Origin of the sequence: Clostridium pacaense (genome assembly GCF_020709765.2) — a bacterium.
Taxonomy (GTDB): Bacteria; Bacillota; Clostridia; order Lachnospirales; family Lachnospiraceae; genus Enterocloster; species Enterocloster hominis.
Genome location: NZ_JAJFEB020000015.1, coordinates 90183 through 111543 on the forward strand (window position 1 = coordinate 90183; position 21361 = coordinate 111543).

At 52.4% G+C, this 21361-nt stretch carries 17 protein-coding genes; 14 read left to right on the forward strand and 3 right to left on the reverse strand.

Annotated features, from left to right (window positions below; translation table 11 throughout):
• The first annotated feature begins 45 nt into the window (after window positions 1-45).
• From LK536_RS50685 to LK536_RS50730, 10 genes are all read left to right on the forward strand, one after another.
• Window positions 46-528 carry a peptide deformylase gene (locus LK536_RS50685; RefSeq protein ID WP_227796745.1) on the forward strand — a complete coding sequence of 161 codons (483 nt, stop codon included), beginning with the start codon at window positions 46-48 and terminating at the stop codon, window positions 526-528.
• A gap of 66 nt (window positions 529-594) precedes the next feature.
• Window positions 595-1428: a RelA/SpoT-related domain-containing protein gene (locus LK536_RS50690; RefSeq protein WP_331472256.1), complete on the forward strand. Its 834-nt coding sequence runs from the start codon at window positions 595-597 to the stop codon at window positions 1426-1428.
• Entirely contained in the window at window positions 1409-2464 is a 1056-nt protein-coding gene (locus LK536_RS50695; protein ID WP_227796746.1) for a GNAT family N-acetyltransferase, read from the forward strand. The genes LK536_RS50690 and LK536_RS50695 overlap by 20 nt, the downstream gene beginning before the upstream one ends.
• Before the next feature lie 15 nt (window positions 2465-2479).
• Entirely contained in the window at window positions 2480-3313 is an 834-nt protein-coding gene (locus LK536_RS50700) for an HAD family hydrolase (RefSeq protein ID WP_227796747.1), read from the forward strand.
• Window positions 3314-3494: 181 nt separating this feature from the next.
• The gene (locus tag LK536_RS50705; RefSeq protein ID WP_227796748.1) at window positions 3495-4400 is read left to right on the forward strand and encodes a helix-turn-helix transcriptional regulator; all 906 of its coding nucleotides are present in this window, start codon (window positions 3495-3497) and stop codon (window positions 4398-4400) included.
• A 124-nt stretch (window positions 4401-4524) separates the two neighbouring features.
• Entirely contained in the window at window positions 4525-6048 is a 1524-nt protein-coding gene (locus LK536_RS50710) for a 4Fe-4S dicluster domain-containing protein (RefSeq protein WP_008721098.1), read from the forward strand.
• A gap of 256 nt (window positions 6049-6304) precedes the next feature.
• Window positions 6305-8401: an ABC transporter ATP-binding protein/permease gene (locus LK536_RS50715; protein WP_227796749.1), complete on the forward strand. Its 2097-nt coding sequence runs from the start codon at window positions 6305-6307 to the stop codon at window positions 8399-8401.
• On the forward strand, window positions 8401-10107 hold the full coding sequence (locus tag LK536_RS50720; RefSeq protein WP_506092206.1) for an ATP-binding cassette domain-containing protein: 1707 nt from the start codon (window positions 8401-8403) through the stop codon (window positions 10105-10107). The genes LK536_RS50715 and LK536_RS50720 overlap by 1 nt, the downstream gene beginning before the upstream one ends.
• 53 nt (window positions 10108-10160) lie before the next feature.
• Window positions 10161-11573 carry a sodium:solute symporter family protein gene (locus LK536_RS50725; protein ID WP_227796751.1) on the forward strand — a complete coding sequence of 471 codons (1413 nt, stop codon included), beginning with the start codon at window positions 10161-10163 and terminating at the stop codon, window positions 11571-11573.
• 66 nt (window positions 11574-11639) lie between these two features.
• Entirely contained in the window at window positions 11640-12755 is a 1116-nt protein-coding gene (locus LK536_RS50730; protein WP_025483718.1) for an aminopeptidase, read from the forward strand.
• Window positions 12756-13119: 364 nt separating this feature from the next.
• On the opposite strand, the gene LK536_RS50735 is transcribed toward LK536_RS50730, so the two are convergent.
• The 3 genes from LK536_RS50735 to LK536_RS50745 all read right to left on the reverse strand — a co-directional run bounded on the left by LK536_RS50735 (window position 13120) and on the right by LK536_RS50745 (window position 15086).
• On the reverse strand, window positions 13120-13428 hold the full coding sequence (locus LK536_RS50735) for a type II toxin-antitoxin system RelE/ParE family toxin (protein WP_227796752.1): 309 nt from the start codon (window positions 13426-13428) through the stop codon (window positions 13120-13122).
• Between the two features lie 2 nt (window positions 13429-13430).
• The gene (locus LK536_RS50740) at window positions 13431-13676 is read right to left on the reverse strand and encodes a type II toxin-antitoxin system prevent-host-death family antitoxin (protein ID WP_227796753.1); all 246 of its coding nucleotides are present in this window, start codon (window positions 13674-13676) and stop codon (window positions 13431-13433) included.
• Between the two features lie 111 nt (window positions 13677-13787).
• Window positions 13788-15086, reverse strand: coding sequence for an L-cysteine desulfidase family protein (locus tag LK536_RS50745; protein WP_227796754.1), 1299 nt, complete (start codon window positions 15084-15086; stop codon window positions 13788-13790).
• A gap of 292 nt (window positions 15087-15378) precedes the next feature.
• Between LK536_RS50745 and LK536_RS50750 the strand changes: the two genes are divergently transcribed.
• The 4 genes from LK536_RS50750 (at window position 15379) to LK536_RS50765 (ending at window position 20724) form a co-directional block, all read left to right on the forward strand.
• Window positions 15379-17583: a sigma-54 interaction domain-containing protein gene (locus LK536_RS50750; protein WP_227796755.1), complete on the forward strand. Its 2205-nt coding sequence runs from the start codon at window positions 15379-15381 to the stop codon at window positions 17581-17583.
• A 329-nt stretch (window positions 17584-17912) separates the two neighbouring features.
• The gene (locus tag LK536_RS50755; RefSeq protein WP_120058168.1) at window positions 17913-19082 is read left to right on the forward strand and encodes a MalY/PatB family protein; all 1170 of its coding nucleotides are present in this window, start codon (window positions 17913-17915) and stop codon (window positions 19080-19082) included.
• 26 nt (window positions 19083-19108) lie between these two features.
• Entirely contained in the window at window positions 19109-20386 is a 1278-nt protein-coding gene (locus tag LK536_RS50760; protein WP_025483714.1) for a dicarboxylate/amino acid:cation symporter, read from the forward strand.
• 80 nt (window positions 20387-20466) lie between these two features.
• Entirely contained in the window at window positions 20467-20724 is a 258-nt protein-coding gene (locus LK536_RS50765) for a glutaredoxin (RefSeq protein ID WP_008721112.1), read from the forward strand.
• The last annotated feature ends 637 nt before the right edge of the window (window positions 20725-21361 follow it).

Below are 21361 nucleotides of genomic sequence, written 5' to 3' on the forward strand. Positions count from 1 at the left end.
TGGCGTCATGCATTATGATTGATAATAGTACAAGGGGATGAAGAAATGGAGAAAACGATTTTACTGCTGGGTCATCCGGATCTGTATGAGGTGTGCAGTGAGGTGACGGAGGAAGAACTGCCCTGGATGGGGGAAGTGAAGGAGGACCTTAAGGACACGCTTCTGGCGTTCCGGAAACGTTATGGCGTGGGCCGCGCCATTGCCGCGCCCCAGATCGGCGTGAAAAAGCGCGTTATATACAGACATCTGGACACGCCTGTGCTGTTCATCAATCCAAGGCTTGAGTTTCCGGATAAGGAGGAGATGGAGGTCATGGATGACTGCATGTCCTTTCCGGATTTGCTGGTACGGGTAAGGCGGTATAAACGGTGCGTCATCCATTACAGGGATGAGCAGTGGAAGGAGTGTTCACTGGCGTTTGAAGGCGATATGGCGGAGCTGATACAGCATGAATACGACCATCTTGACGGCATTTTGGCAACCATGAGGGCAATTGATGACAGGGCATTTGTGATGAAGGAACACTAGGGCGGTATCAGGGAGCTTTAGGAAAATGCCCCTTCCATATAAATTTATAGAAGGGACCACAGGTTTATGATGATTGACAGGGACGGGTTTTTAAAAAGTTATAATATAGAACAGGAAGATTTTGAGGCAGCGGACATGCCATGGGAGGAGCTGGCTGCCATTTATGAGGATTACCAGGCAATTGAAGGGAAGCTGCGCAATATCGGCAAGGATTTTGTTTATGATTATCTGTATGATATCGAGCGGGCCGGAATCCATTCCTACCGCTACCGGACAAAGGACCCGGGGCATCTCCTGGAAAAAATCATCCGGAAAAGGGTGGAACATTTTGAACGCTTTAAGGATATCAACCGGACCAATTACCATAAATATATGACGGACCTTATCGGTATCCGCGTTTTTTTCCTGTACCGTGAGGACTGGATCCATTTCCATAATTATATCACCAGTGTGTTTGAGAATGACCCTGGGCTTTATGTAAAGGACAGGATCCTGGATTTCGACGGGGATCCCAAGCATTACTATATTGCGGAGCGGCCAAAGGTATACAGGCGCAACGGGGATTCCAGGATATATGATGAGGATCTGATTGAAATCCGGTCAGACGGCATTTACCGCTCCCTCCATTATATTATCAAGTATAAGGGATATTATGTGGAGATCCAGGGCAGGACCCTGTTTGAGGAAGGATGGAGCGAGATTGACCACGATATCGTGTACCCATATTTTAAGGATGATGAGATGCTGAAGGATTTCTCCACCCTGCTGAACCGGCTTTCCGGCATGGCGGATGAGATGAGCTCTTACTTCCGCAGGATGAAGGGAACGAAGGAAGCCTGGGAGCGGAAGATTGAAGAGGCTGGGGCCAGGGAGGATTTAAGTGGAAAGACAAATGACTGAGCTGTCCCTGGAAGAATTGTGGGAACTGTTTCCGATTTTCCTTACAAGGCACAGTGAGGAATGGAAGGAATGGTATGAGGAGGAAGCCCGCTGTCTGGAAGGCATGCTGCCCATGGACCGGATACGCAGGCTGGAGCATGTGGGCAGCACATCCGTAGAAACCATATGGGCTAAGCCAATTATTGATATCCTTGTGGAGATGGAGCCAGGGGAAGATATGGGGGCTGTGAGGACCATCCTGGAACAGAACGGGTATGTCTGCATGTCGGAGAAAGAGGACAGGCTGTCCTTCAACAAAGGTTATACACCTAAGGGGTTTGCAGAGCGCGTATACCACCTTCATCTGAGACAGGACGGGGATAATGATGAACTGTATTTCAGGGATTATCTGCGGGATTATCCGGATGTGGCTAAGGATTATGAGGCGCTGAAGCTGGGACTGTGGAAGCAGTATGAACATGACCGTGATGCCTATACTGACAGTAAGGGGGAATTTGTCAGGAAATATACCCGGAAGGCGAAATCTCTTTATGGGGAACGGTATGGGAAGAGCGGACGTGGTAAAAGTGGGTATGGGAAATCCAGGTGTGGGAAGTGGCGCCGGGCAGCGGCAGGGGATGCGGATGGTTTGAGGCGGATTGCCAGGGAGTCGGAAGCCCATTGGGGTTTTGATGAGGCGTTTATGGACACATTTGACAGGAAGTTCAACATCACCCGGGAGTTCATTGAGGAACACCCTGTATTTGTTTTTCTGAAGGATGAAGCTCCGGCTGCTTTCTGGGGCGTGGTGACAGAAGGAGACGGATGCGGGCTGGAATATTTCTATATTGCAGAGGCATATCTGGGAAAGGGATATGGGCGGCAGATGTGGGAACACCTTACCTGCTGGTGCGGGGAGCATGGTATCCGTGAAATGCATTTTGTCACCAGCTGGGAAGCAGCCGGTTTTTATGAAAAGATGGGGGCGCAGCGGGATGGGGAAGCTGTTTCTGTTATTGACGGCAGGAAAATCCCGCGTTTTTGCTGCTGCCTGTGAAAGGTGTGGATCAGGATGGAAATAAGACAGGATATCAGGCTGGCCGCAGTTGACCTGGATGGGACGCTTATGGACAGCGCCAACCACATAGGGGAGACGGCCATCCGCCAGATAGGGCGTTTAAATGAGAACGGCTGTCTGGTAGTTCCGTGTACAGGCAGGTATCTGAGGTCGATTCCCCAGGAGCTTCTTCAGATGGGGAAAATCAGGTATGCCATCACGGCCAATGGGGCGCAGATATGGGATGTGAAATCCCTGACTTCCCTGTTCCGGGTGAAGCTTCCGCCCGGCGTGGTAAAAGAGGTGCTGGAGGTCATGAAAGGGAAGGAAGGATACATTGAACTGTTTTCCCAGGGAAAGTCCTACATTAATGAAGGGGATGTGCAAAAGGCGGCCGGAAAAGAAAAGGATTATAATTTCATACAATATTTCCAGAGGGACCATGTGATGGTGCCAAGCCTGTACGGGCTTGAGGATGTATGGGATGAAGCTGAGAAGCTGAATGTGTTTTTCCTGGAAGACAGTGACCGGGAGATGCTGAAGGCCAGGCTGAGGGCCAGGGGAGACGTCCAGATAACCAGTTCCATGGCAGGTAACATTGAAATCAACGGGGCGTCTGTCAATAAGGGCAAGGCCATGGAGTGGCTGTGCGGGTACCTTGGCATAGGCAGGGAAGCAACCCTTGCCATTGGGGACGGTGACAATGACATGCAAATGATTGGATTTGCAGCCTATGGGGTTGCCATGGGAAACAGTCCTGAGGAATTAAAGGAGCGGGCTGTTTATGTTACAGGTGACCACGACAGCGGCGGGGCGGAAGCGGTGCTGCGCATGATACGGGCTTTCTGACTTGTCCAGGGGACGCACAGCCGGCGGAAAGCAATCTACAAACACGCCCCAGGGGGAGTTTGGATGTTCAATCCTGCCCCCTTTTTGCGTGTCCGGGTGCCTGCTGTCATGGAACAGGGCAAAAAAAGTCGAGAGCATTTTCCCTCTGATGATTATAATGTGTATGTAAGGCGGTGGACAGATGAAGGAGCAGGCAAAAGGGGAAGCGGTACAGATTGAGGCGGTGCAGAGGATGCAGGATTATATAGCGGAGCATTTGGATGAAGAAATCAGTCCCGGCGCCCTTGCCGCATGTTCCCTGTATTCACCCTGGTATTCCTACCGGCTTTTTGTACGCTATGTGGGTATGACGCCTTCGGATTACGTCCGCAGGTTCCGGCTTTCACGCTCAGCGCTCAGACTGAGGGATGGGAAGGTAAAGGTTGTGGATATTGCTTTTGAAATGGGATTTAAAAGCGTGGACGGCTACCAGCGGGCATTTTCCAGGGAATTTGGCTGCAATCCAAAGGAGTATGCCTTGAATCCTGTGCCTATTAGCCTGTTTACGCCTTACGGAGTCAAATACAGGTATATCAGAAGGGAGAAAACCATGGAAACAGTTAAAAATGTATTCATCCGGGAAGTCTGGAAGCCGGAGCGCAAGGTGCTGATTAAGCGGGGCATTAAGGCAGAGGAGTATTTTACTTATTGTGAAGAGGTGGGCTGCGATGTGTGGGGGCTGCTCACAAGCATCTGTTCCATCAGCGGGGAACCGGTGTGCCTGTGGCTGCCCGGCGCTTATGTAAAGCCGGGCACGTCCGTGTATGTGCAGGGGGTGGAGGTTCCGGCGGACTATGATGGCGTGGTGCCGGAAGGGTTCGATGTGATAGGACTTCCGCCGTGCAGGTATCTCATGTTCCAGGGGGAGCCGTTTGCCGAGGAGGACTACTGCCAGGCAATTGAACAGGTGCAGTCAGCTATCAGCCGGTATGAACCGTCTGCAGCCGGGTACAGGTGGGACAGGGACAACCCGCGGGTCCAGCTGGAGCCAATCGGGACCAGGGGTTATATTGAACTGCTGCCTGTCAAGGCGCTGGCAGATGGTTAAAATCAGGAACAATGGTTAAAAATAAGTTAATATACTTGCATTTGCGTGCCTTTCCTATATAATCGGTACTGTATTATCAAGTAATGAAGAACCGGTTGACCGATTGATGATAAGGAGGCACACCATGAGAGGCGTAGAAACGCGTATACAGGAAATCAGGCACAGGATATTCAGGGAAGTGGCCCGCATGGCTTACCACACGGAATGGCCTGTGGATAAGAGGATTGAGGAACTTCCCTATAAAATCATTCCGGGGGAGATTGGCAATTACCGCAGCGACGTATTCCTGGAAAGGGCCATTGTGGGGGAGCGGCTGAGACTGGCCATGGGGCTTCCCTACCGCAGTGCGGCCGACCCTGCACCGATATCGGATAATATAGAGGCAGCGGACCAGCCGGAGACGTATTATACGCCACCGCTTATCAATGTGATGAAGTTTGCCTGCAACGCCTGCCACGAAAAGCGGGTGGTGGTGACGGACGGATGCCAGGGCTGTCTGGCCCACCCCTGTGTGGAGGTGTGTCCAAAGGATGCGGTGAGCATTGACCGTTCCAACGGGCGCTCCCATATTGACCAGGACAGATGCATCCGGTGCGGCAGGTGCGCGGATGTCTGTTCCTACAATGCAATCATTATCCAGGAGCGTCCGTGTGCAGCGGCCTGCGGCATGGACTGCATACATTCAGATGAAAACGGCAAGGCGGATATTGATTATGACAAATGCGTATCCTGCGGCATGTGTCTTGTGAACTGCCCCTTTGGGGCCATTGCGGACAAGTCCCAGATATTCCAGGTCATCCGCGCCATCCAGTCCGGCGAGCGTGTGTATGCTGCGGTTGCACCTGCGTTCGTGGGACAGTTCGGTCCGAAGGTGACGCCGGGCAAGCTGCGTGCGGCCATGAAGGCGCTGGGATTTGCGGATGTATTCGAGGTGGCAGTGGGCGCCGATCTGTGCGCCACCCAGGAGGCGATTGACTTCATGCAGGAGGTTCCGGAAAAGCTTCCGTTCATGGCCACTTCCTGTTGTCCGGCCTGGTCCATGATGGCTAAGAAGCTGTTCCCTGAACAGGCTGACTGCATTTCCATGGCCCTGACCCCCATGACCCTGACGGCCCGCCTGATTAAACGGCACCACAAGAACGCCAAGGTGGTGTTCATCGGCCCGTGCGCAGCGAAGAAGCTGGAGGCCATGAGGACGGATATCCGCAGTGATGTGGACTTTGTGCTGACCTTTGAGGAGATGGATGGGATTTTTGATGCAAGGCATGTGGAGATTGAGAAAATGGAGGAGGACCCGGACGGTGTCAACGATGCGTCCATGGACGGGCGTAACTTTGCCGTGTCAGGAGGCGTTGCAAAGTCAGTGGTTGACGTTATCCACCAGCGTTTCCCGGACAGGGAAATCAAGGTTGCCAATGCAGAGGGGCTTAAGGACTGCCGGAAGCTTCTTACCATGGCCAAGGCTGGTAAATACAACGGCTATCTGTTAGAGGGAATGGCGTGTCCGGGCGGATGCGTGGCCGGGGCAGGAACCATGCAGCCCATTAAGAAGTCCCAGGCAGCAGTGAATCTCTATGCCTCCAAGGCAAACCATAAGACCTCCAATGAGACGGAGCATGTGAAGGAACTGGATAAGCTTGTGGATTAGTGGCCTGCGGGTGGATGACTTTGTGGATAAATGGTCTGCAGAGGAACGGCCTTTGGATGGATAAGGTTGGATGGATGAGGAGGTTAAAATGCTTGACCTTGCCTGGGCCTTGTAGTAGAATGAGGGTAGTTAGCGGATGCTAATAGAACGGAGCGGTATAGCCATCTGAGGCTATGCCGCTTTATGGCGTTTTTATGAATTACGGTGCTGTGCCGTCCATGGCGGCACCAGTACTTATCTGACAGGGGGTAACCATATGCTTTTGATGAACCGGACACTGTTTAAACTGGCAAAGGGACTGTGGGGATGGATGGCGGCAATCGCCGGACTTAAAATGGTAACTTTAATCGGGGCAGCCGCGTTTGCCAGAACGATTTCAGGATTCCTGGGCAATATTGCCTCACCGTCCCTGACGGTTAAGGATGCGGGCGCTGCCATCCTTTCCGCGCTGGCGGCGGCATTTCTCATGCTCTGTTCCGAGCTTCTCCGGGGGGAGGCGGAGTACCGCTGCACGGCCAAGGCCAGGACCGCGTTAAGGGCCAGGATATTTTCCAAGGTCCTGGAACTGGATGCTGGAAACATCGAGAAAATCGGACCTGTTTCGGCCATCACCTCATCGGTTGACGGTGTGGAATCCATGCAGACATATTACAGCCAGTATCTTCCGGGACTGATGTATTGCATGTGCGCCCCGGTTTATCTGTTCTTCCAGCTTAAAGGGGCGTCCCTTACGGTAGCGGTGCTGCTGTTTGCCATTGCATTTGTCCTGCTGCCGTTGAATAACGTGTTCCGTTCCAGGATTGAGCTGCTAAAGACGGAGTACTGGAACGCATTGGAGGACCTGACCGGATATTACCTGGAAAGTGTCCAGGGGCTTGTGACCCTTAAACTGTTTGAACGGGACGCGGACAGGACCGCCGTGCTGACCGGAAAGGCAGATGCGTTTAACCGGAAAATCATGGATGTGATGAAGGTCAACTTCCTGTCCTTTTTGATGACGGACGGCATGATATACGGAGCCGTCCTTGCGGCCACGGGTATCATCTGCGGGGGACTGGTACGGGGAAATGTCTCATTCAGCGCAGCCCTCATGGTGCTGCTTTTGTCCTACAGCTTCTTTGACTCCGTGCGCCAGCTTATGGGAGCCACCCACACGGCGCTGGCAGGGGTTTCGGCAGCGGAGAAGGTATCGGACCTGCTGGATATGGATACTTCAAGGCCCTACCAGCCGGATTTCCCAAAGGAAGAGGAAGGCTATATGGGAATACGGATGGAACATGTCTCACACACTTATACGGGAAGGAACATTGCGCTTAAGGATGTGTCGCTGACAATCCAGCGGGGGAAGGTGACTGCCCTGGCAGGGCTTTCCGGCTGCGGTAAAAGCACGGTGGCAGGGCTGCTCATGCGCTTCTTTGACCCGGCGGGCGGAAGGATTGTGCTGGAGGGCAGGGATTATATCAGTTTCACGCCGGAGGAACTGCGGAAGCATATCATCATGGTCCCGCAGTCCGTCAGCATTTTTGCGGGAACCATTGCCGACAACCTGAGGATGGCAAAGGAAAATGCCTCCGATGAAGAGTTACTTGAGGCGCTGGACCAGGTCCGCCTGAAGGACTGGGTCCTGGAACAGCCGGATGGCCTTCTTACGGATGTGGGCGATGGCGGCGGCAAACTGTCCGGCGGGCAGAGGCAGAAAATTGGGATTGCCAGGGCGCTGCTTTGCCAGGCGGAATATATCATCTTTGATGAGGCAACTTCCAGCGTGGATGTGGAGAGCGAACAGGAGATATGGAACTGTATTGACAGGCTGGCCCTTACAAGGACCCTGATCATCATTTCCCACCGTCTGTCCACCATCCGGAACGCTGACTGTATCTATGTCCTGGACGGAGGGGAAATCTCTGAGAGCGGGCGCCATGACGGGCTGATGCGGCGGCATGGCCTGTATCACAGGCTGGTGACGGAGCAGGAGCAGCTGGAAGGGCAGGCCCGGTTGGAAGGGCAGACACAGTTGGAAATGCAGGTTCGGCTGGAAGGGCAGGCACAGATGGAAGGGCAGGCCCGGTTGGAAGGGCAGGCACATCTGGAAGGACAGACCCGGTTGGAAGGGCAGGAGCAGATGGAAATGCAGGTTCGGCCGGAAGGGCAGACACAGATGGAAGGGCAGGCCCGGTTGGAAGGGCAGGTACAGCTGGAAGGACAGACCCGGTTGGAAGGGCAGGAGCAGCTGGAAATGCAGGTTCGGCTGGAAGGGCAGACCCGGTTGGAAGGGCAGGTACATCTGGAAGGACAGACCCGGCTGGAAGGGCAGGCACAGCTGAAAGAACAGGCAGAAAGGGGGCCGCAATGATGAAGCGTAAATTTCAATATTCAATCCGCGAAATGACCATCCGGCTGTTAAAGATTGCGGCTCCGGTCAAAGCGCCTCTTGCGGCGGCAGCCGCTGCAAGTATTGTGGGAAATCTTTCCCATATGGGACTTATGGGTTTTGGCGCCCTTTGGATCCTTGCCTGCGCGGGCAGGCTGGCCTGGGGCAGTCCTGTGCTGTTTGGGACATTGACGGCAGTCTGTACCATCCTGATAGTAGCCTGCCGTTACATGGAGGGCGTGGCCTCCCATGCAGGGGCATACCAGCTTCTGGCAGACATGCGGATCCATCTGTTTAAGACCATACGCAAACTGGCTCCTGCCTGTCTGATGGACAGGAAGAAGGGGGATATCCTGAATGTGGCTGTGTCGGATATTGAGACAATCGAGTATTTTTTTGCCCATACCATCGGGCCTATGTTCACGGTAATCATCCTTCCGTGCACGACCCTTGGGCTGGCGCTGTACATCAATCCGCTGTTTGCGGCAGCGCTGCTGCCCGTGTATGTGATAATCAGTGTCCTGCTGCCCCTGCTTGCCATGAAGGCGGGAAGGCCGGTGGGCATGCGGTACAGGACAAGGCTCGGGGAGATAAAATCCCTTGTGCTGGAAAGCGTATATGGGATTAAGGATATCCAGATATTTGGTTTTGGGGATAAACAGCTGGCCCGGGTGATGGAACAGAACAGGAAGGTGAACCGGGCAGCCCACGGGCTGACCATGCATAAGCAGGCAGTGTCCTCGGCGCCCACCTTTTTCGTGTACCTGGCCAGGATACTGATCCTTCTGGTGGCCTCCGTCCTTGCTGCCAACGGCGCCTCCAATCCCGTTGGGACGGTAGTGATATCCTTTGTGGCGGTTGCCTCCTTTTCATCTACATTTTCGCTGACCATGGTCATATCCAGCCTGCTGGAAGCCTTTGCGGCAGCGGAACGGCTGTTCATCATCGAGGATACGCGGCCGGAGATTGTGGAAACAGTACATCCTAAAACCGTTGGAACCATAAGGAGCATTGAATTTAAAAATGTTTCCTTTGGCTATTCACAGGAGAGGGGAAAAATCCTGGATGGATTTAACCTTAAGATTGAGGAGGGGGATAAGGTTGGAATCGTGGGTGAAAGCGGTATCGGCAAATCCACGGTGCTGCGCCTCCTGCTGCGGTTCTGGAATCCGTCAGGAGGTTCCATCCGGATTAACGGTATTCCCATTGACCAGATTTCACTGGAGGAACTGCACCGCAGGATAGCGGTATTGGAACAGGATACCTTCCTTTTCAACGGTACCATTGCGGACAATATTGCCCTGGGAAAGCCGGAGGCGTCCATGGATGAAATCATGACAGCCGCAAAACGCGCGGGGCTGCATGAGTTTGTCCTGACATTGCCGGAGGGATACGCAACGGAGATGGGCACCATGGGCAGCCGCCTTTCCGGAGGGGAGCGGCAGCGGGTGGGCATTGCCCGGGTCATGCTGGCGGATCCTGACGTGGTGGTGATGGATGAACCCACCAGCAGCCTGGATATCCTGCACGAAAAAGAATTGTTAAAGACCCTGGAGGAAGAATATTCCAATAAAACCCTGCTGATCATATCCCATCGGATGTCCACCCTGACCGGATGCAGCAGGATCATACGCCTGGAACATGGGAAAGGGACCGGGGAACCGGGAAACGAAAACATGTTTGACTAATCTGCAATTAATTGGTATGATTTTATTAAAATTTTATAAATTGGAGGTTAGATATGGGATATTTGATTTGTATCCTGCTCTACATTGCCGGAATTATCATCTACGGCATTGTGATGGGCAAGAAAAAGGTTAAGACATCTGACGATTTCGTGGTTGCGGGACGTCAGCTGCCATTTATGATCCTGATAGGAACCCTGCTTGCAAGCTGGTGCGGAGGCGGCGGCATCACCGGAAGCGCCAGCGTGGTGTATCTGTATGGTCCGGTTGTGGGAACCCTGCATTTTGCCGGAGCGCCCATCGGTATGCTGCTCCTGTACTTCATATCCAGCAAGGTGCGCAGCAGCACGAAGATTACGGTGCCTGAGGTATTTGCGGCACGCTACGGCGACGGGGCAAGCATCATTGCCGTAATCTGCATCATGCTGGCTTATGTGGGCCTGTGCGCAACGCAGATTAAAGCTGCCGGCAATATCATCAGCCTGATTACGGGAATGGATGCAAATCTGGCGACCGTGCTGTCAGCGGTCGGTATCCTGCTTCTGACTGTTTCCGGCGGAATGATTTCCGTGGCTTATACGGATGCTGTCAGCGCGCTGCTGATGGTAGGCGGCTTCCTCCTTGCCATCCCGCTGCTGATCGGCAGGGCGGGCGGATGGTCTGAGGCCATGGCTGCCATCCCTGCAGAGAGGCTGACAGGAACTGGCGGACTGGGCGTGATTGCGATTCTTGGCTATATGATACCAACCATTTCCCTGCTGTTGGGCGACCAGAACATGATGCAGCGTTTTGCATCTGCCAAGAGCGCGGAGGAGGCAAAGAAGTCGAATCTTGGATTGTTTGCAGCCGAAATCACGGTCTGTGTGCTGATTATCCTTATGTGTACCATAGGAATTGCCTTGTTCCCAAGCCTGGACGTGCCGTCCAACATTATTTTCTCACTTGCGGTTAATTATCTGCCATTTGTGCTGGGCGCAGTCGTGCTGGTGGCCTGCGTGGCATTCATCGTTACCACGGCGGATTCCTATCTGCTGAGCGCTGCCACCAATGTTACATATGATGTATGGGGCAAATATCTGAACAAGAATGCGGATGATAAGCAGAAAATCCACTTTATGCGTATCACCATCCTGGTCCTCACGGTCCTGGCGGTTGTGCTGACCCTGTTCTTCCCCACCATCCTGAGCCTGCAGATGACAGCTTATACCATGTACGGTGCAGCCATCACCCCGGCCCTGCTGTTTGCCCTGTTCTCCAAGAAGGTGACAAAGGCTGGCGGCATCGCGGGAATCCTGACCGGCGGTGTGGTGACCGTTGTATGGACCATGGTGCTTAACAGCCCATACGGAATCGCCAGCGCCATTGTGGCTGTTCCGGCGGCAGTGGTTGTAATCCTGTTAGTCAGCGCGCTGACCGGATTCAAGGGGGAAGAGACTTATAGGCGTCTGTATGAGAACAGCAAATCATAATGAGGTCCGGTGTCAGGATGTCGTGCTGCACACCCTGGGACATGGAAAGAAAGGAATCAATTTAGTATGGAAGATCCACGTATTCGGAAATTCGCCAAGTTTTTAATTAACCATGCAGTGTATCTTCAGAAGGATGAGAAAATCCTTCTGGAGCTGCACGGAAAGCAGACCGGCCTTTTGAAGGCGCTGGTGGAGGAGGCCTATCTGGCCGGAGGAAAGCCTTTTGTGCACATATTTGACTATGAGGTGGAAGGCGCACTGATTGAGGGAAGCAGCGAGGAGCACATGGCCGAGATTGCATCCTATGAGCTGGAACGGATGAAGGATATGGACGCCTATATCGACATACGGGCCACGGATAACATCAGTGTGTGGAACCGTGTTTCAGATGAGAAAAATGGATATTACCGCAAGCATTACTGGGGCCCCATCCATCTGGCGGAGCGCTGCAACCACACCAAGTGGTCCGTGCTGCGCTATCCCAATGACGCCATGGCCCAGCTGGCCGGCATGAGTACTGAGGAATATGAGGATTTCTACTTTGCAGCCTGCCTGGTGGATTATGATAAGATGGGCAGGGCCATGGAGAAGCTGGAAGCGCTGATGGACCGCACGGACAAGGTGCACATCGTGGGGCCTGGGACCGATATTACCTTTTCCATCAAGGGAATTCCATGTTACGGCATGCATGGCAATAAGAATATACCGGACGGTGAGGTTTATACGGCGCCGGTTAAGGATTCGGTCAACGGAGTGATTACATACAATACCCCGGCGCCATATGACGGCTTTGTATATCAGAATGTGAAGCTGGTGTTTAAGGACGGTAAGATTGTGGAATGCAGTTCCAATAATACGGACCGCATGAACAGGATATTTGATATTGACGAGGGCGCCCGCTATGTGGGAGAGTTCGCCTTTGGCGTGAACCCGCAGATCCACAGGGCAATCGGCGACATCCTTTTTGATGAGAAGATTGCCGGAAGTTTCCACCTGACCCCGGGCAATGCCTATGACAACACGGATAACGGCAACCACTCCGCGGTGCACTGGGATTTGATCTGTATCCAGACGCCGGAGTACGGCGGCGGGGAAATCTGGTTTGACGATGTGCTGATCCGTAAGGACGGGATGTTTGTGCTGGATGAGCTGAAGTGCCTGAACCCGGAGAATTTGATTTGAATTTAGGATTGTAATGGGGCAGGGGTGTTTCCGTCCGTGAGTGGAATGGGGCCGGGAAAACCGGGGGCCGGGACGGACCGTTCCGTTCTGGTTCCTGGTTTCCGCGGTGGGCCGGACTAAGGGGCCGGTATGCAAAAACAGAAGGTTCGCTGCCAATTACGGCGCAGGCTTGATGCCTGCCCCTCCATGGGCAGCCGGATTTGGGCGTGGAGCGCTCCAAATCCGCCTTCTGTTTTTGCATACCGCCCCCTAAGTCCGGCCGAACCGCTCCAAATGTCACCAGAACGGAACGGTCCGTCCCGGCCCCCGGTCTCCCCGGCCCCATTCCACTCACCCGCTGCGGTATTGCTTCTGCTGCCTCATTCTAAATGCCAAAAAGAATCCGGAGAAAATCTTGCTGTTCATTCAGGACCCTTACTACCTTCACGGTATTTCCCTCAATCCTGTAAAAAAGATAATTCGGTTTTATATATAGATATCGGTAGTCTGTGGGAACCATAATCATTCCTTCCAGGCTGGGTCCTTCTTCTGGGAATTTCTCCAAGCGTCGTGCGGAGGATGTCAGTTTCCGGAGGCTTTTTCTTGCCACAGTGGCTCCATGCTGAAGGGTTATATATTCTTTAACACGTGCCATATCATCCGTGGCTCTTGGTGCATACTCTAATTTATACATAACTATAACCCCAATGCGGCTTCCGCATCATCTGCGGAAATCCAGCCATGCTCTCTTGCCGAGTTTTCTCCCTCTTCTAATTGTGCCATAAGTGCAACCGTGGCGCGCAGCCTATCCAACTCATCAATCTTAACAATAGCATATTCGCCGCGGCCATTTCTTGTCAGATAGACAGGATTATTGTCTCTGACTTCCCTTAGGACATCCGTATAATTTCTTAAATCTGATATAGGTTTTATATTTGGCATGATTCTCATCTCCTTACAAATCTATTATATTCTATCTGCTGTATAATATCAATGTATATATACGCGTTTTTTTGTCAGCATATTCGATGAGTATAAGATTTTTTATAAATACTATCCTTTTTCCATCATGATTTCCAGTATTGTCCGGTCCGTTTCTACCATTCCGGGGTTGCTGACGCGTCCCATGTTTTGGATGGCTTCTTCCGGCGTACAGGCGCAGATTCCGTCCGTGGGTTGGAGGACTGTGCCTTCCATGGCGAGGCAGGCGCTCATGAGGGCCGCGCTGCTGGCGGTGGCCAGCTTCAGGGCGCAGCCGATTTTTCCGCCGTCGCATATCATTCCGGTCAGGTTGCCGCTCATGTTGATGATGGCATTGCCCATCTGCTGGTGGCTGCCGCCCATGAGCCATACCATGGCGGCGGAAGCAGCGGAGGCGGCGGATACGCCGCAGCCGCAGGTGGCGGATAGTTTCCCGGTGAATTCCTTGATGTAGACATTGAGGGAGTGGGAGATGGCCAGGGCCTTGACCAGCTGTTCCTGGGATGCGCCCAGATAGTCTGCTGTCTCCAGCACGGGAAGGATGGTGGTCAGGCCATGGTTGCCGCTGCCCGCACTGCTCATGACCGCATAGGGACAGCCGCACATCCTTCCTTCGGCGCTGCTTGCCATCACGGTCATGATCCGGGTCATCAGGCTGTTGCCCATGATATCGGTGGTGCTGTATTTTTTCAGTCCGGATGCAATGCCTATGCCAAGTTCGTGTTCCAGGCCATATTCTGCCATCCGGCTGTTCATGTCGGCGCCTTCCTTCATGAACGCCAGTTCCTCCTGGCTGCATTCTTCTATCAGGGATACAATGGCGGATATGGACATCCGGGTCAGCTTCTTATGAAGCTGTGTCTGGCCGGACAGGGAGTATTCTTTCTGGTCCAGGATTTCCGGGGTGCTTTGCGGAAGCATTTCCCGGGCAGTATATACAATATTGGAATGGGTATTGCGGATGGTGCTGGTTCCTCTGCCTGTAGTGGTGGTGACCACGGCATGGGCATAAAGCTGTGCTTCGTTGGATTTTATCTCAATGCTGACCTGATTGTCCTCCACCAGCCGGATGGAACGGCTGCTGACGGCGGGAGTCAGGTTTTCTAAAAGCTGCAGTCCCTTTTCCGGGTTGGACAGATAAGCGCCCAGGGCAGCTGCATACTTGAGGCCTACCCGGTCAAATCCCGGTATGCCCACGGACATCCCGTTTTTATAGATACCTGGATTCATTTCCACGTGGATGGAATGGATATCGCCGCCCACTGCTTTGGCTGCACTGGCGGCTGCCAGGGCAACGCATACTGGTTCCGTGCATCCCAGGGCCGGAACTACCTCCTGTTTTAATAAAGTAATCAGTTCTTCACGATTCATCTAAGTCTCCTCCTGCTGTTATCTGTGATTAGGTCCGTGCTGCGTGGTTCATGCGATGTGGTTTATGCGGCGCAGTACCGGACATTCAGACATTTACCAGACATCCGTTTTGTGATATGGATATCTTCAATAAATATTACAAGCAAGAAACGTGCCGAATGCTATATGGGACGATTGTAATGGGGGTGAATGCTTTTTGGGCGGCTTTTTTGGGGAATTATCCGATTTATGGTTGAAATTATGGATTTATTGGAGATATAATGGTTTTAATGGTTAAAGTGGAGGGGGATATATGGTAAAACAGGTTGCGATTGTGGCGCTGGACCCAAGGGCCAGTGCGTTTTATGGAAATCAGGTGCAGGAGTTATTTGGGGAATATGTGAAGGTGCGGTCTTACAGCGTGATGGAGGGGACCATTTCCAATATGGAAAGGGCTGACCTGTACATGATGTCCACGGATGCCTTTGACAACAGGGAGGAGGTTCCGCAGTACATACCCATTGATGCCCAGATTAGTGAGATACATGTGACCTATATGTGGGAGACCATACGGCGGCTGCGGACCATTCCGGCCGGCACAAGGGCGCTGTTTGTCAACATGACGGAAAAGATGGTCCGTGAAGCCACGGCTACCTTGAACCAGCTGGGCGTCAACCACATCAGCTTCATTCCTTTTTACCCGGGGGCTGAACCGGTGGAAGGCGTGACGCTGGCAGTGACTCCGGATGAGGAGCGCTATGTGCCGCAGGGGGTGGAACATGTGATGAACATCGGGCACCGGTGCCTGACGTCGGAAACCATGATTGAAGCCGCGCTGAAGCTGGGCCTGGAGGAACTTCTGGAGACTCCCAGGTTCCAGGAGTATTTTGGGAATGTTGTCACCAGTACCTATAACTTTGATATGATGTTTGCGCGTTCCCGAAGGCTGGAGAGCCAGTTCGACATCCTTATGGAAATATTGGACGAGGGTATTATCGGGATTAATGAGCGGGCGGAGATATTTGCCATGAATAAAAAGGCGGAGGAGATTACAGGGCTGAAGCGTTCCCTGGTGCTGCATAAGCAGGCGTCCTCATCCCTGGCCTACCTGCCTCTGCTCCAATGCCTGAAGTCAAAGGAGAAAATAGAGCCAAAGGTAATCCGGATTAATGGGGTTAACGTGGGTGTGACCGTGGTTCCTGTTTTAAGGAAGGATGACTGTATCGGCGCATTTGCCATTCTCCAGAGATTCAATGATGCTGAGAACCGCCAGCATGAATTGAGGAACCAGCTGATGCACAAGGGCTACCGGGCCAAGTATTGCTTCGATGATGTGGTGGGGGTGTCGGATGGCATTGAGAGGACCAAACAGATACTCAGACGCATGGCGGCCACGGAATCCCCGGTTCTCCTCATCGGGGAGACAGGTACCGGCAAGGAGCTTTTTGCCAATGCGGTCCATCAGGCGTCCAGGAGGTCCAAGGGGCCTTTTGTGGCAATTAACTGTGCCGCCATGCCTGAAAATCTGTTGGAGAGTGAACTGTTCGGATATGAAGAGGGGGCGTTCACAGGGGCGAAAAAGGGCGGAAGGCCGGGATTATTTGAGTTTGCCCATCACGGCACCCTGTTTTTGGACGAGGTGGAGGGGATGAGTCCTGCCCTGCAGGTGAAGCTTCTGCGAGTGCTGCAGGAGCATGAAATCATGCGGGTGGGAGGCAATAAGATCATCAGCATTGATGTACGGATTGTGGCGGCTACCAATGAATCACTGGAGGAAAAGGTGCAGGACGGAAGCTTCAGAAGGGATCTGTATTACCGCCTTAATACCCTGCCTGTACTGATTCCGCCCCTGCGCCAGAGAGGCGATGACGTATTCCTTTTGATGGAGCGTTTTAACAGTGAACTGAAGGGGGATTTCGTGCTGTCGGATGAAGTGAAGGATCTGTTCCTTCATTATAGCTGGCCGGGGAATATACGTGAGCTTCGGAACCTGGCAGAATATTTCAGCTTTACAGGCAGTCCGGTCATAACGGTGAAGGATCTTCCGCCAACCTTTGTATATGAGAATAGGGAAATGAAGGATGGACAGCGGGAATCTGGTAAGGCGGTGAGGACGGCTGGTCCTGAAGTGCCCGGGGGATTGGAACCGGGAAATTCTGAAACATCCGCATCTGAGGCAGCTGCTTCTGGCAGTCCTCAGTCCTTCCGTCGTCCTGAACCGTGGCAGCAGGCCATGGAGGAAAGGGGGATGGAGCCGGAAGAATACTGGTTTGTGCTGAAGGTCCTATACCAGTGTACAGAGGAAAGAAAGGCCATAGGGCGGGAGGGCATTCTGGAATGTGCAAAGAAAGAGAAATTCTTTCTATCGCAGATTGGCGTGAGGACAATCCTTGGCATACTGAAGGAATATGGCCTGGCGCGGGTCAGCAGGGGGAGGGGAGGAAGCCGTATGACCTGCCTGGGACGTGAAATCTGGGAAAATAGGGAGGATTATATAAAACCGTATGGAATTCTATAAACCATATGTAACTATATTCAATCATATAAAACTATATAGAACCAAAATGAATCAATTGCAACCAATGCAACCTAATGTAACCTAATAAAACCAAAAACAACCCAATACAACCCCATAACCAACCCCTCACTCCCAACAGCAATCATTTCCCCATATATAAAATAATTCCCCGCCCATTTTCATCCATGTATAAAAAGGCTTGATTTTCCAGGAAATCAGGCCTTTTCAATTCTTCCCCATCTGCTGCGCCTCGGAAGTTGGCACGGGTTTTGCTTATATATTTAATAGGTCCACAGAAACAGGGAAACCAAAAGAAAGGCGGCATAAAAATGAAGTATGATTTTGATGAAGTTATCGACAGAAGCCGGAACAGGGCGGCAAAGTACGATGAGCGCGTGAAGAAATTCGGAAGGCAGGATGTGATTCCGCTCTGGGTTGCGGATATGGATTTCAGGACGGCGCAGCCCATTATAGATGCGCTGAAGGAAAAAGCAGGGCAGGGAATCTTCGGATATACCTCCAGGCCGGATTCTTATTTTGAGTCAATACGGGGATGGCAGAGAAGGCGCAATGGATGGGAAATCAGACCTGAACTCATGAGCTGGAGCCTGGGCGTGGTGCCTGCGCTGTCCTCCCTTGTAAAGCTGTTTTCAGAACCAGGTGACAGTATTTTAATCCAGACTCCGGTGTATTCTGAGTTCTACGATGTGACTGAGGCCTGGGGGCGGAACGTGCTGGAGAACCAGTTGGTGGAAAAGGACGGGGCCTGGTCCATTGACTTTGAGGACTTTGAGGAAAAGGCAAAGCAGGCCAGGATGTTCCTTCTGTGCAGCCCCCACAACCCGCTGGGGATTGTGTGGACCAGGGAAGAACTGGACCGGATGGCACGGATCTGTATGGAGAATGATGTGTTGCTGGTATCGGACGAGATCCACTCAGACCTGGTTTTCCATGGAAAGAAGCACATACCCACAGCAACCCTTTCAGATGAAATCGCAGGAAAAGTGATTACCTGTATATCAGGAACCAAAACATTTAACCTGGCCGGACTCCAGGCATCCGCAACCATTTTCCCCAATGAGGAGATGAAAAAGAAATTCGATACGTTCTGGATGGCCATGGATATCCACAGGAACAATGCCTTCAGCTCAGTGGCAATGGAAGCAGCCTTCAATGAAGGGGAGGAGTGGCTGGAACAGCTGCTGCCATATCTGGAAGCCAACTTTGATTTCATCCGTGCGTACTGTGAAGCCAATATTCCCCAGATTAAGCCCACTGTCCCGGATGCGACGTATCTGGTGTGGCTGGACTGCCGTGCCCTTGGCATGGACAATGAAAAGCTCCGCAGATTCATGATTGAGGAGGCGGGCCTTGGATTGAACGAGGGTTATACATTCGGACGCAGTCTGTCCGGTTACATGCGGTTAAATGCGGCCTGCCCAAGATGTGTCCTGGAAAAGGCGTTAAACCAGCTTAAGGAAGCTGTCAGCAGGCTGTAAAGACATAAGAGAAGGAGGAGAAAGGTATGAATAAATCAACGATATGGAAAAATTACCGTTTTCCAATCATATTATTATCAGGAATCACCATCGGGGCAGTGCTGGGGATTGTTCTGGGGGAAAAGGCAAAGGTACTTGCGCCATTGGGGGATATTTTCCTGAACCTGATGTTTACCATTGTGGTGCCGATGGTGTTTGTGTCCATAGCAAGTGCGGTGGGCAACATGGTCAACATGAAACGGCTTGGCAGGATCATGGGAAGCCTGGTGACCGTGTTCGTGGTAACAGGCGCCATTGCAGGCGTGCTGGTCCTGGTGGTGGTCAATGTCTTCCCGCCTGCGGCAGGTACGAGCATACAGTTTGCCAGTGCGGAGATGGAGGAAATGTCCAGTGTGGGCGACATGATTGTGGGCGCCCTGACCGTGGATGATTTCTCAGGACTGATGAGCAGGAGGAACATGCTGCCGATTATCGTATTCGCAATCCTGTCCGGTTTCTGTGTCAGCGCCTGCGGAGGCGAGGAAAGCCCGGTTGGGAAGCTTCTTAACAATCTGAATGCCATTATCATGAAGATTGTCAGTATCATCATGATGTACGCACCCATCGGGTTAGGCGCTTACTTCGCTTCCCTGGTTGGGGAGTTCGGCCCCGGACTCATCGGGGACTATGGACATGCCATGCTGGTTTATTATCCCATGTGCCTTTTTTACTTCTTTACCGCATTTCCTGCCTACGCATATTTCGCAGGGGGCAAAGAGGGGGTCAGCAGGATGTTCAAGCATATCCTGAACCCGGCGGTTACCGCGTTTGCAACGCAGAGCTCCATTGCGGCCCTTCCGGTAAATGCAGAGGCCTGCGACCGGATCGGCGTCCCGAAGGATATCCGCGATATCGTACTTCCCATGGGCGCTACCATGCATATGGACGGCTCCGTGTTATCTGCAATTGTAAAAATCAGTTTTCTGTTCGGCATTTTCAACCAGTCCTTTACCGGTGTGGGAACCTATGCCATGGCCATGGCAGTTGCCGTGCTCAGCGCATTCGTACTGTCTGGCGCGCCGGGAGGCGGACTGGTTGGGGAAATGCTGATAGTAAGCCTTTTTGGCTTCCCTGCAGAGGCATTTCCACTGATTGCAACCATCGGTTTCCTGGTGGATCCGGCTGCAACCTGCCTTAATGCAAGCGGTGATACCATTGCGTCCATGATGGTGACGCGTATGGTGGAAGGAAAGGACTGGCTGAACAGGCGGATAAAAAAGGAAAAGGAAATGACGCCTGAGGCGCCAGGATTGGAACGTGCCTAAAAGAATCTGAAGCATATATTTCCGGGCCTGTTCCGGAACATATAGATAAGTAAAACAAACCTGAGAGGAGATCATGAATCATGAAAATCACTGTAATTGGAAGCCACTTATGTCCCGACACTTTATATGCCCTTTGCAAGCTGAGGGAAAAGAACGCGGAAATGGATTTTAAGAACCTGTCCGCCAGCCTCCCGGATCTGAAGGCGTATCTGGCCGTGAGGGAGAACTGCGGATTATATGAGCAGGTACGCCAGGCAGGAGGAATCGGAATCCCGTTCTTTGAACTGGAGGACGGTACCAGGACAATGGACCTGGATGAGGTTCTGGCTAAATTATAAAGATTAGGGCAGTTGGCGGGAATGAATTTTCAAACACGCCCTAAGATTGCGTGCCGGTTACGCAGAGGTACACTGGGTTATGGACAGAGGGAGGCATATGCTTCCCTCTTTTGGTATATCCTCATTGCCCGCGTCTCCCTTTAAGATAGATGCCCCGCCATGGCCGCGAATGTATCCGGCCCGGCGTATCGTCCTATGACCAGGGCATTGATGGTATTGTAGGACTGCTATAGTATATTGCCGGCTATCAGCGGTACGGTTAGTGATATGGGCTGGAATCGGATATTACCTGAGGTGGGATTTTTCATGAGGGATGTCCTTTCTGATACATACAGGATATACCGGAAGAATTTGGTTGTAAAATGTTTATTTTGGCCTTAGTATAGAAATGGTTATTATTCCCTGAGGGAAAGGGATGCTAGTATAACCCCCGAATACATAGCCAGGAGGCCGGAGGCGCGGGGCGGACTGGATATCTACGGACTACAGGACGGCCCGGCGGAATCCAGCAAAGGGGCGCCCATCTGGCAGAAGGCATTTTTCCAACCCATCCAAGGAGGTTAGTGTGAAAGAAAGTAGAGGAAAACCATAAATGGACGCACTTAAATAAGCTGTCTAAGGCAGGCAACTTTTTGAA

Excerpts from the sequence above, each read along its gene's own strand:
- LK536_RS50685 (WP_227796745.1), top strand. The coding sequence starts at position 46 with ATGGAGAAAACGATTTTACTGCTGGGTCATCCGGATCTGTATGAGGTG.
- LK536_RS50690 (WP_331472256.1), top strand. The coding sequence starts at position 595 with ATGATGATTGACAGGGACGGGTTTTTAAAAAGTTATAATATAGAACAG.
- LK536_RS50700 (WP_227796747.1), top strand. The coding sequence starts at position 2,480 with ATGGAAATAAGACAGGATATCAGGCTGGCCGCAGTTGACCTGGATGGG.
- LK536_RS50705 (WP_227796748.1), top strand. The coding sequence starts at position 3,495 with ATGAAGGAGCAGGCAAAAGGGGAAGCGGTACAGATTGAGGCGGTGCAG.
- LK536_RS50710 (WP_008721098.1), top strand. The coding sequence starts at position 4,525 with ATGAGAGGCGTAGAAACGCGTATACAGGAAATCAGGCACAGGATATTC.
- LK536_RS50715 (WP_227796749.1), top strand. The coding sequence starts at position 6,305 with ATGCTTTTGATGAACCGGACACTGTTTAAACTGGCAAAGGGACTGTGG.
- LK536_RS50720 (WP_506092206.1), top strand. The coding sequence starts at position 8,401 with ATGAAGCGTAAATTTCAATATTCAATCCGCGAAATGACCATCCGGCTG.
- LK536_RS50725 (WP_227796751.1), top strand. The coding sequence starts at position 10,161 with ATGGGATATTTGATTTGTATCCTGCTCTACATTGCCGGAATTATCATC.
- LK536_RS50730 (WP_025483718.1), top strand. The coding sequence starts at position 11,640 with ATGGAAGATCCACGTATTCGGAAATTCGCCAAGTTTTTAATTAACCAT.
- LK536_RS50735 (WP_227796752.1), bottom strand. The coding sequence starts at position 13,428 with ATGTATAAATTAGAGTATGCACCAAGAGCCACGGATGATATGGCACGT.
- LK536_RS50740 (WP_227796753.1), bottom strand. The coding sequence starts at position 13,676 with ATGCCAAATATAAAACCTATATCAGATTTAAGAAATTATACGGATGTC.
- LK536_RS50745 (WP_227796754.1), bottom strand. The coding sequence starts at position 15,086 with ATGAATCGTGAAGAACTGATTACTTTATTAAAACAGGAGGTAGTTCCG.
- LK536_RS50750 (WP_227796755.1), top strand. The coding sequence starts at position 15,379 with ATGGTAAAACAGGTTGCGATTGTGGCGCTGGACCCAAGGGCCAGTGCG.
- LK536_RS50755 (WP_120058168.1), top strand. The coding sequence starts at position 17,913 with ATGAAGTATGATTTTGATGAAGTTATCGACAGAAGCCGGAACAGGGCG.
- LK536_RS50760 (WP_025483714.1), top strand. The coding sequence starts at position 19,109 with ATGAATAAATCAACGATATGGAAAAATTACCGTTTTCCAATCATATTA.
- LK536_RS50765 (WP_008721112.1), top strand. The coding sequence starts at position 20,467 with ATGAAAATCACTGTAATTGGAAGCCACTTATGTCCCGACACTTTATAT.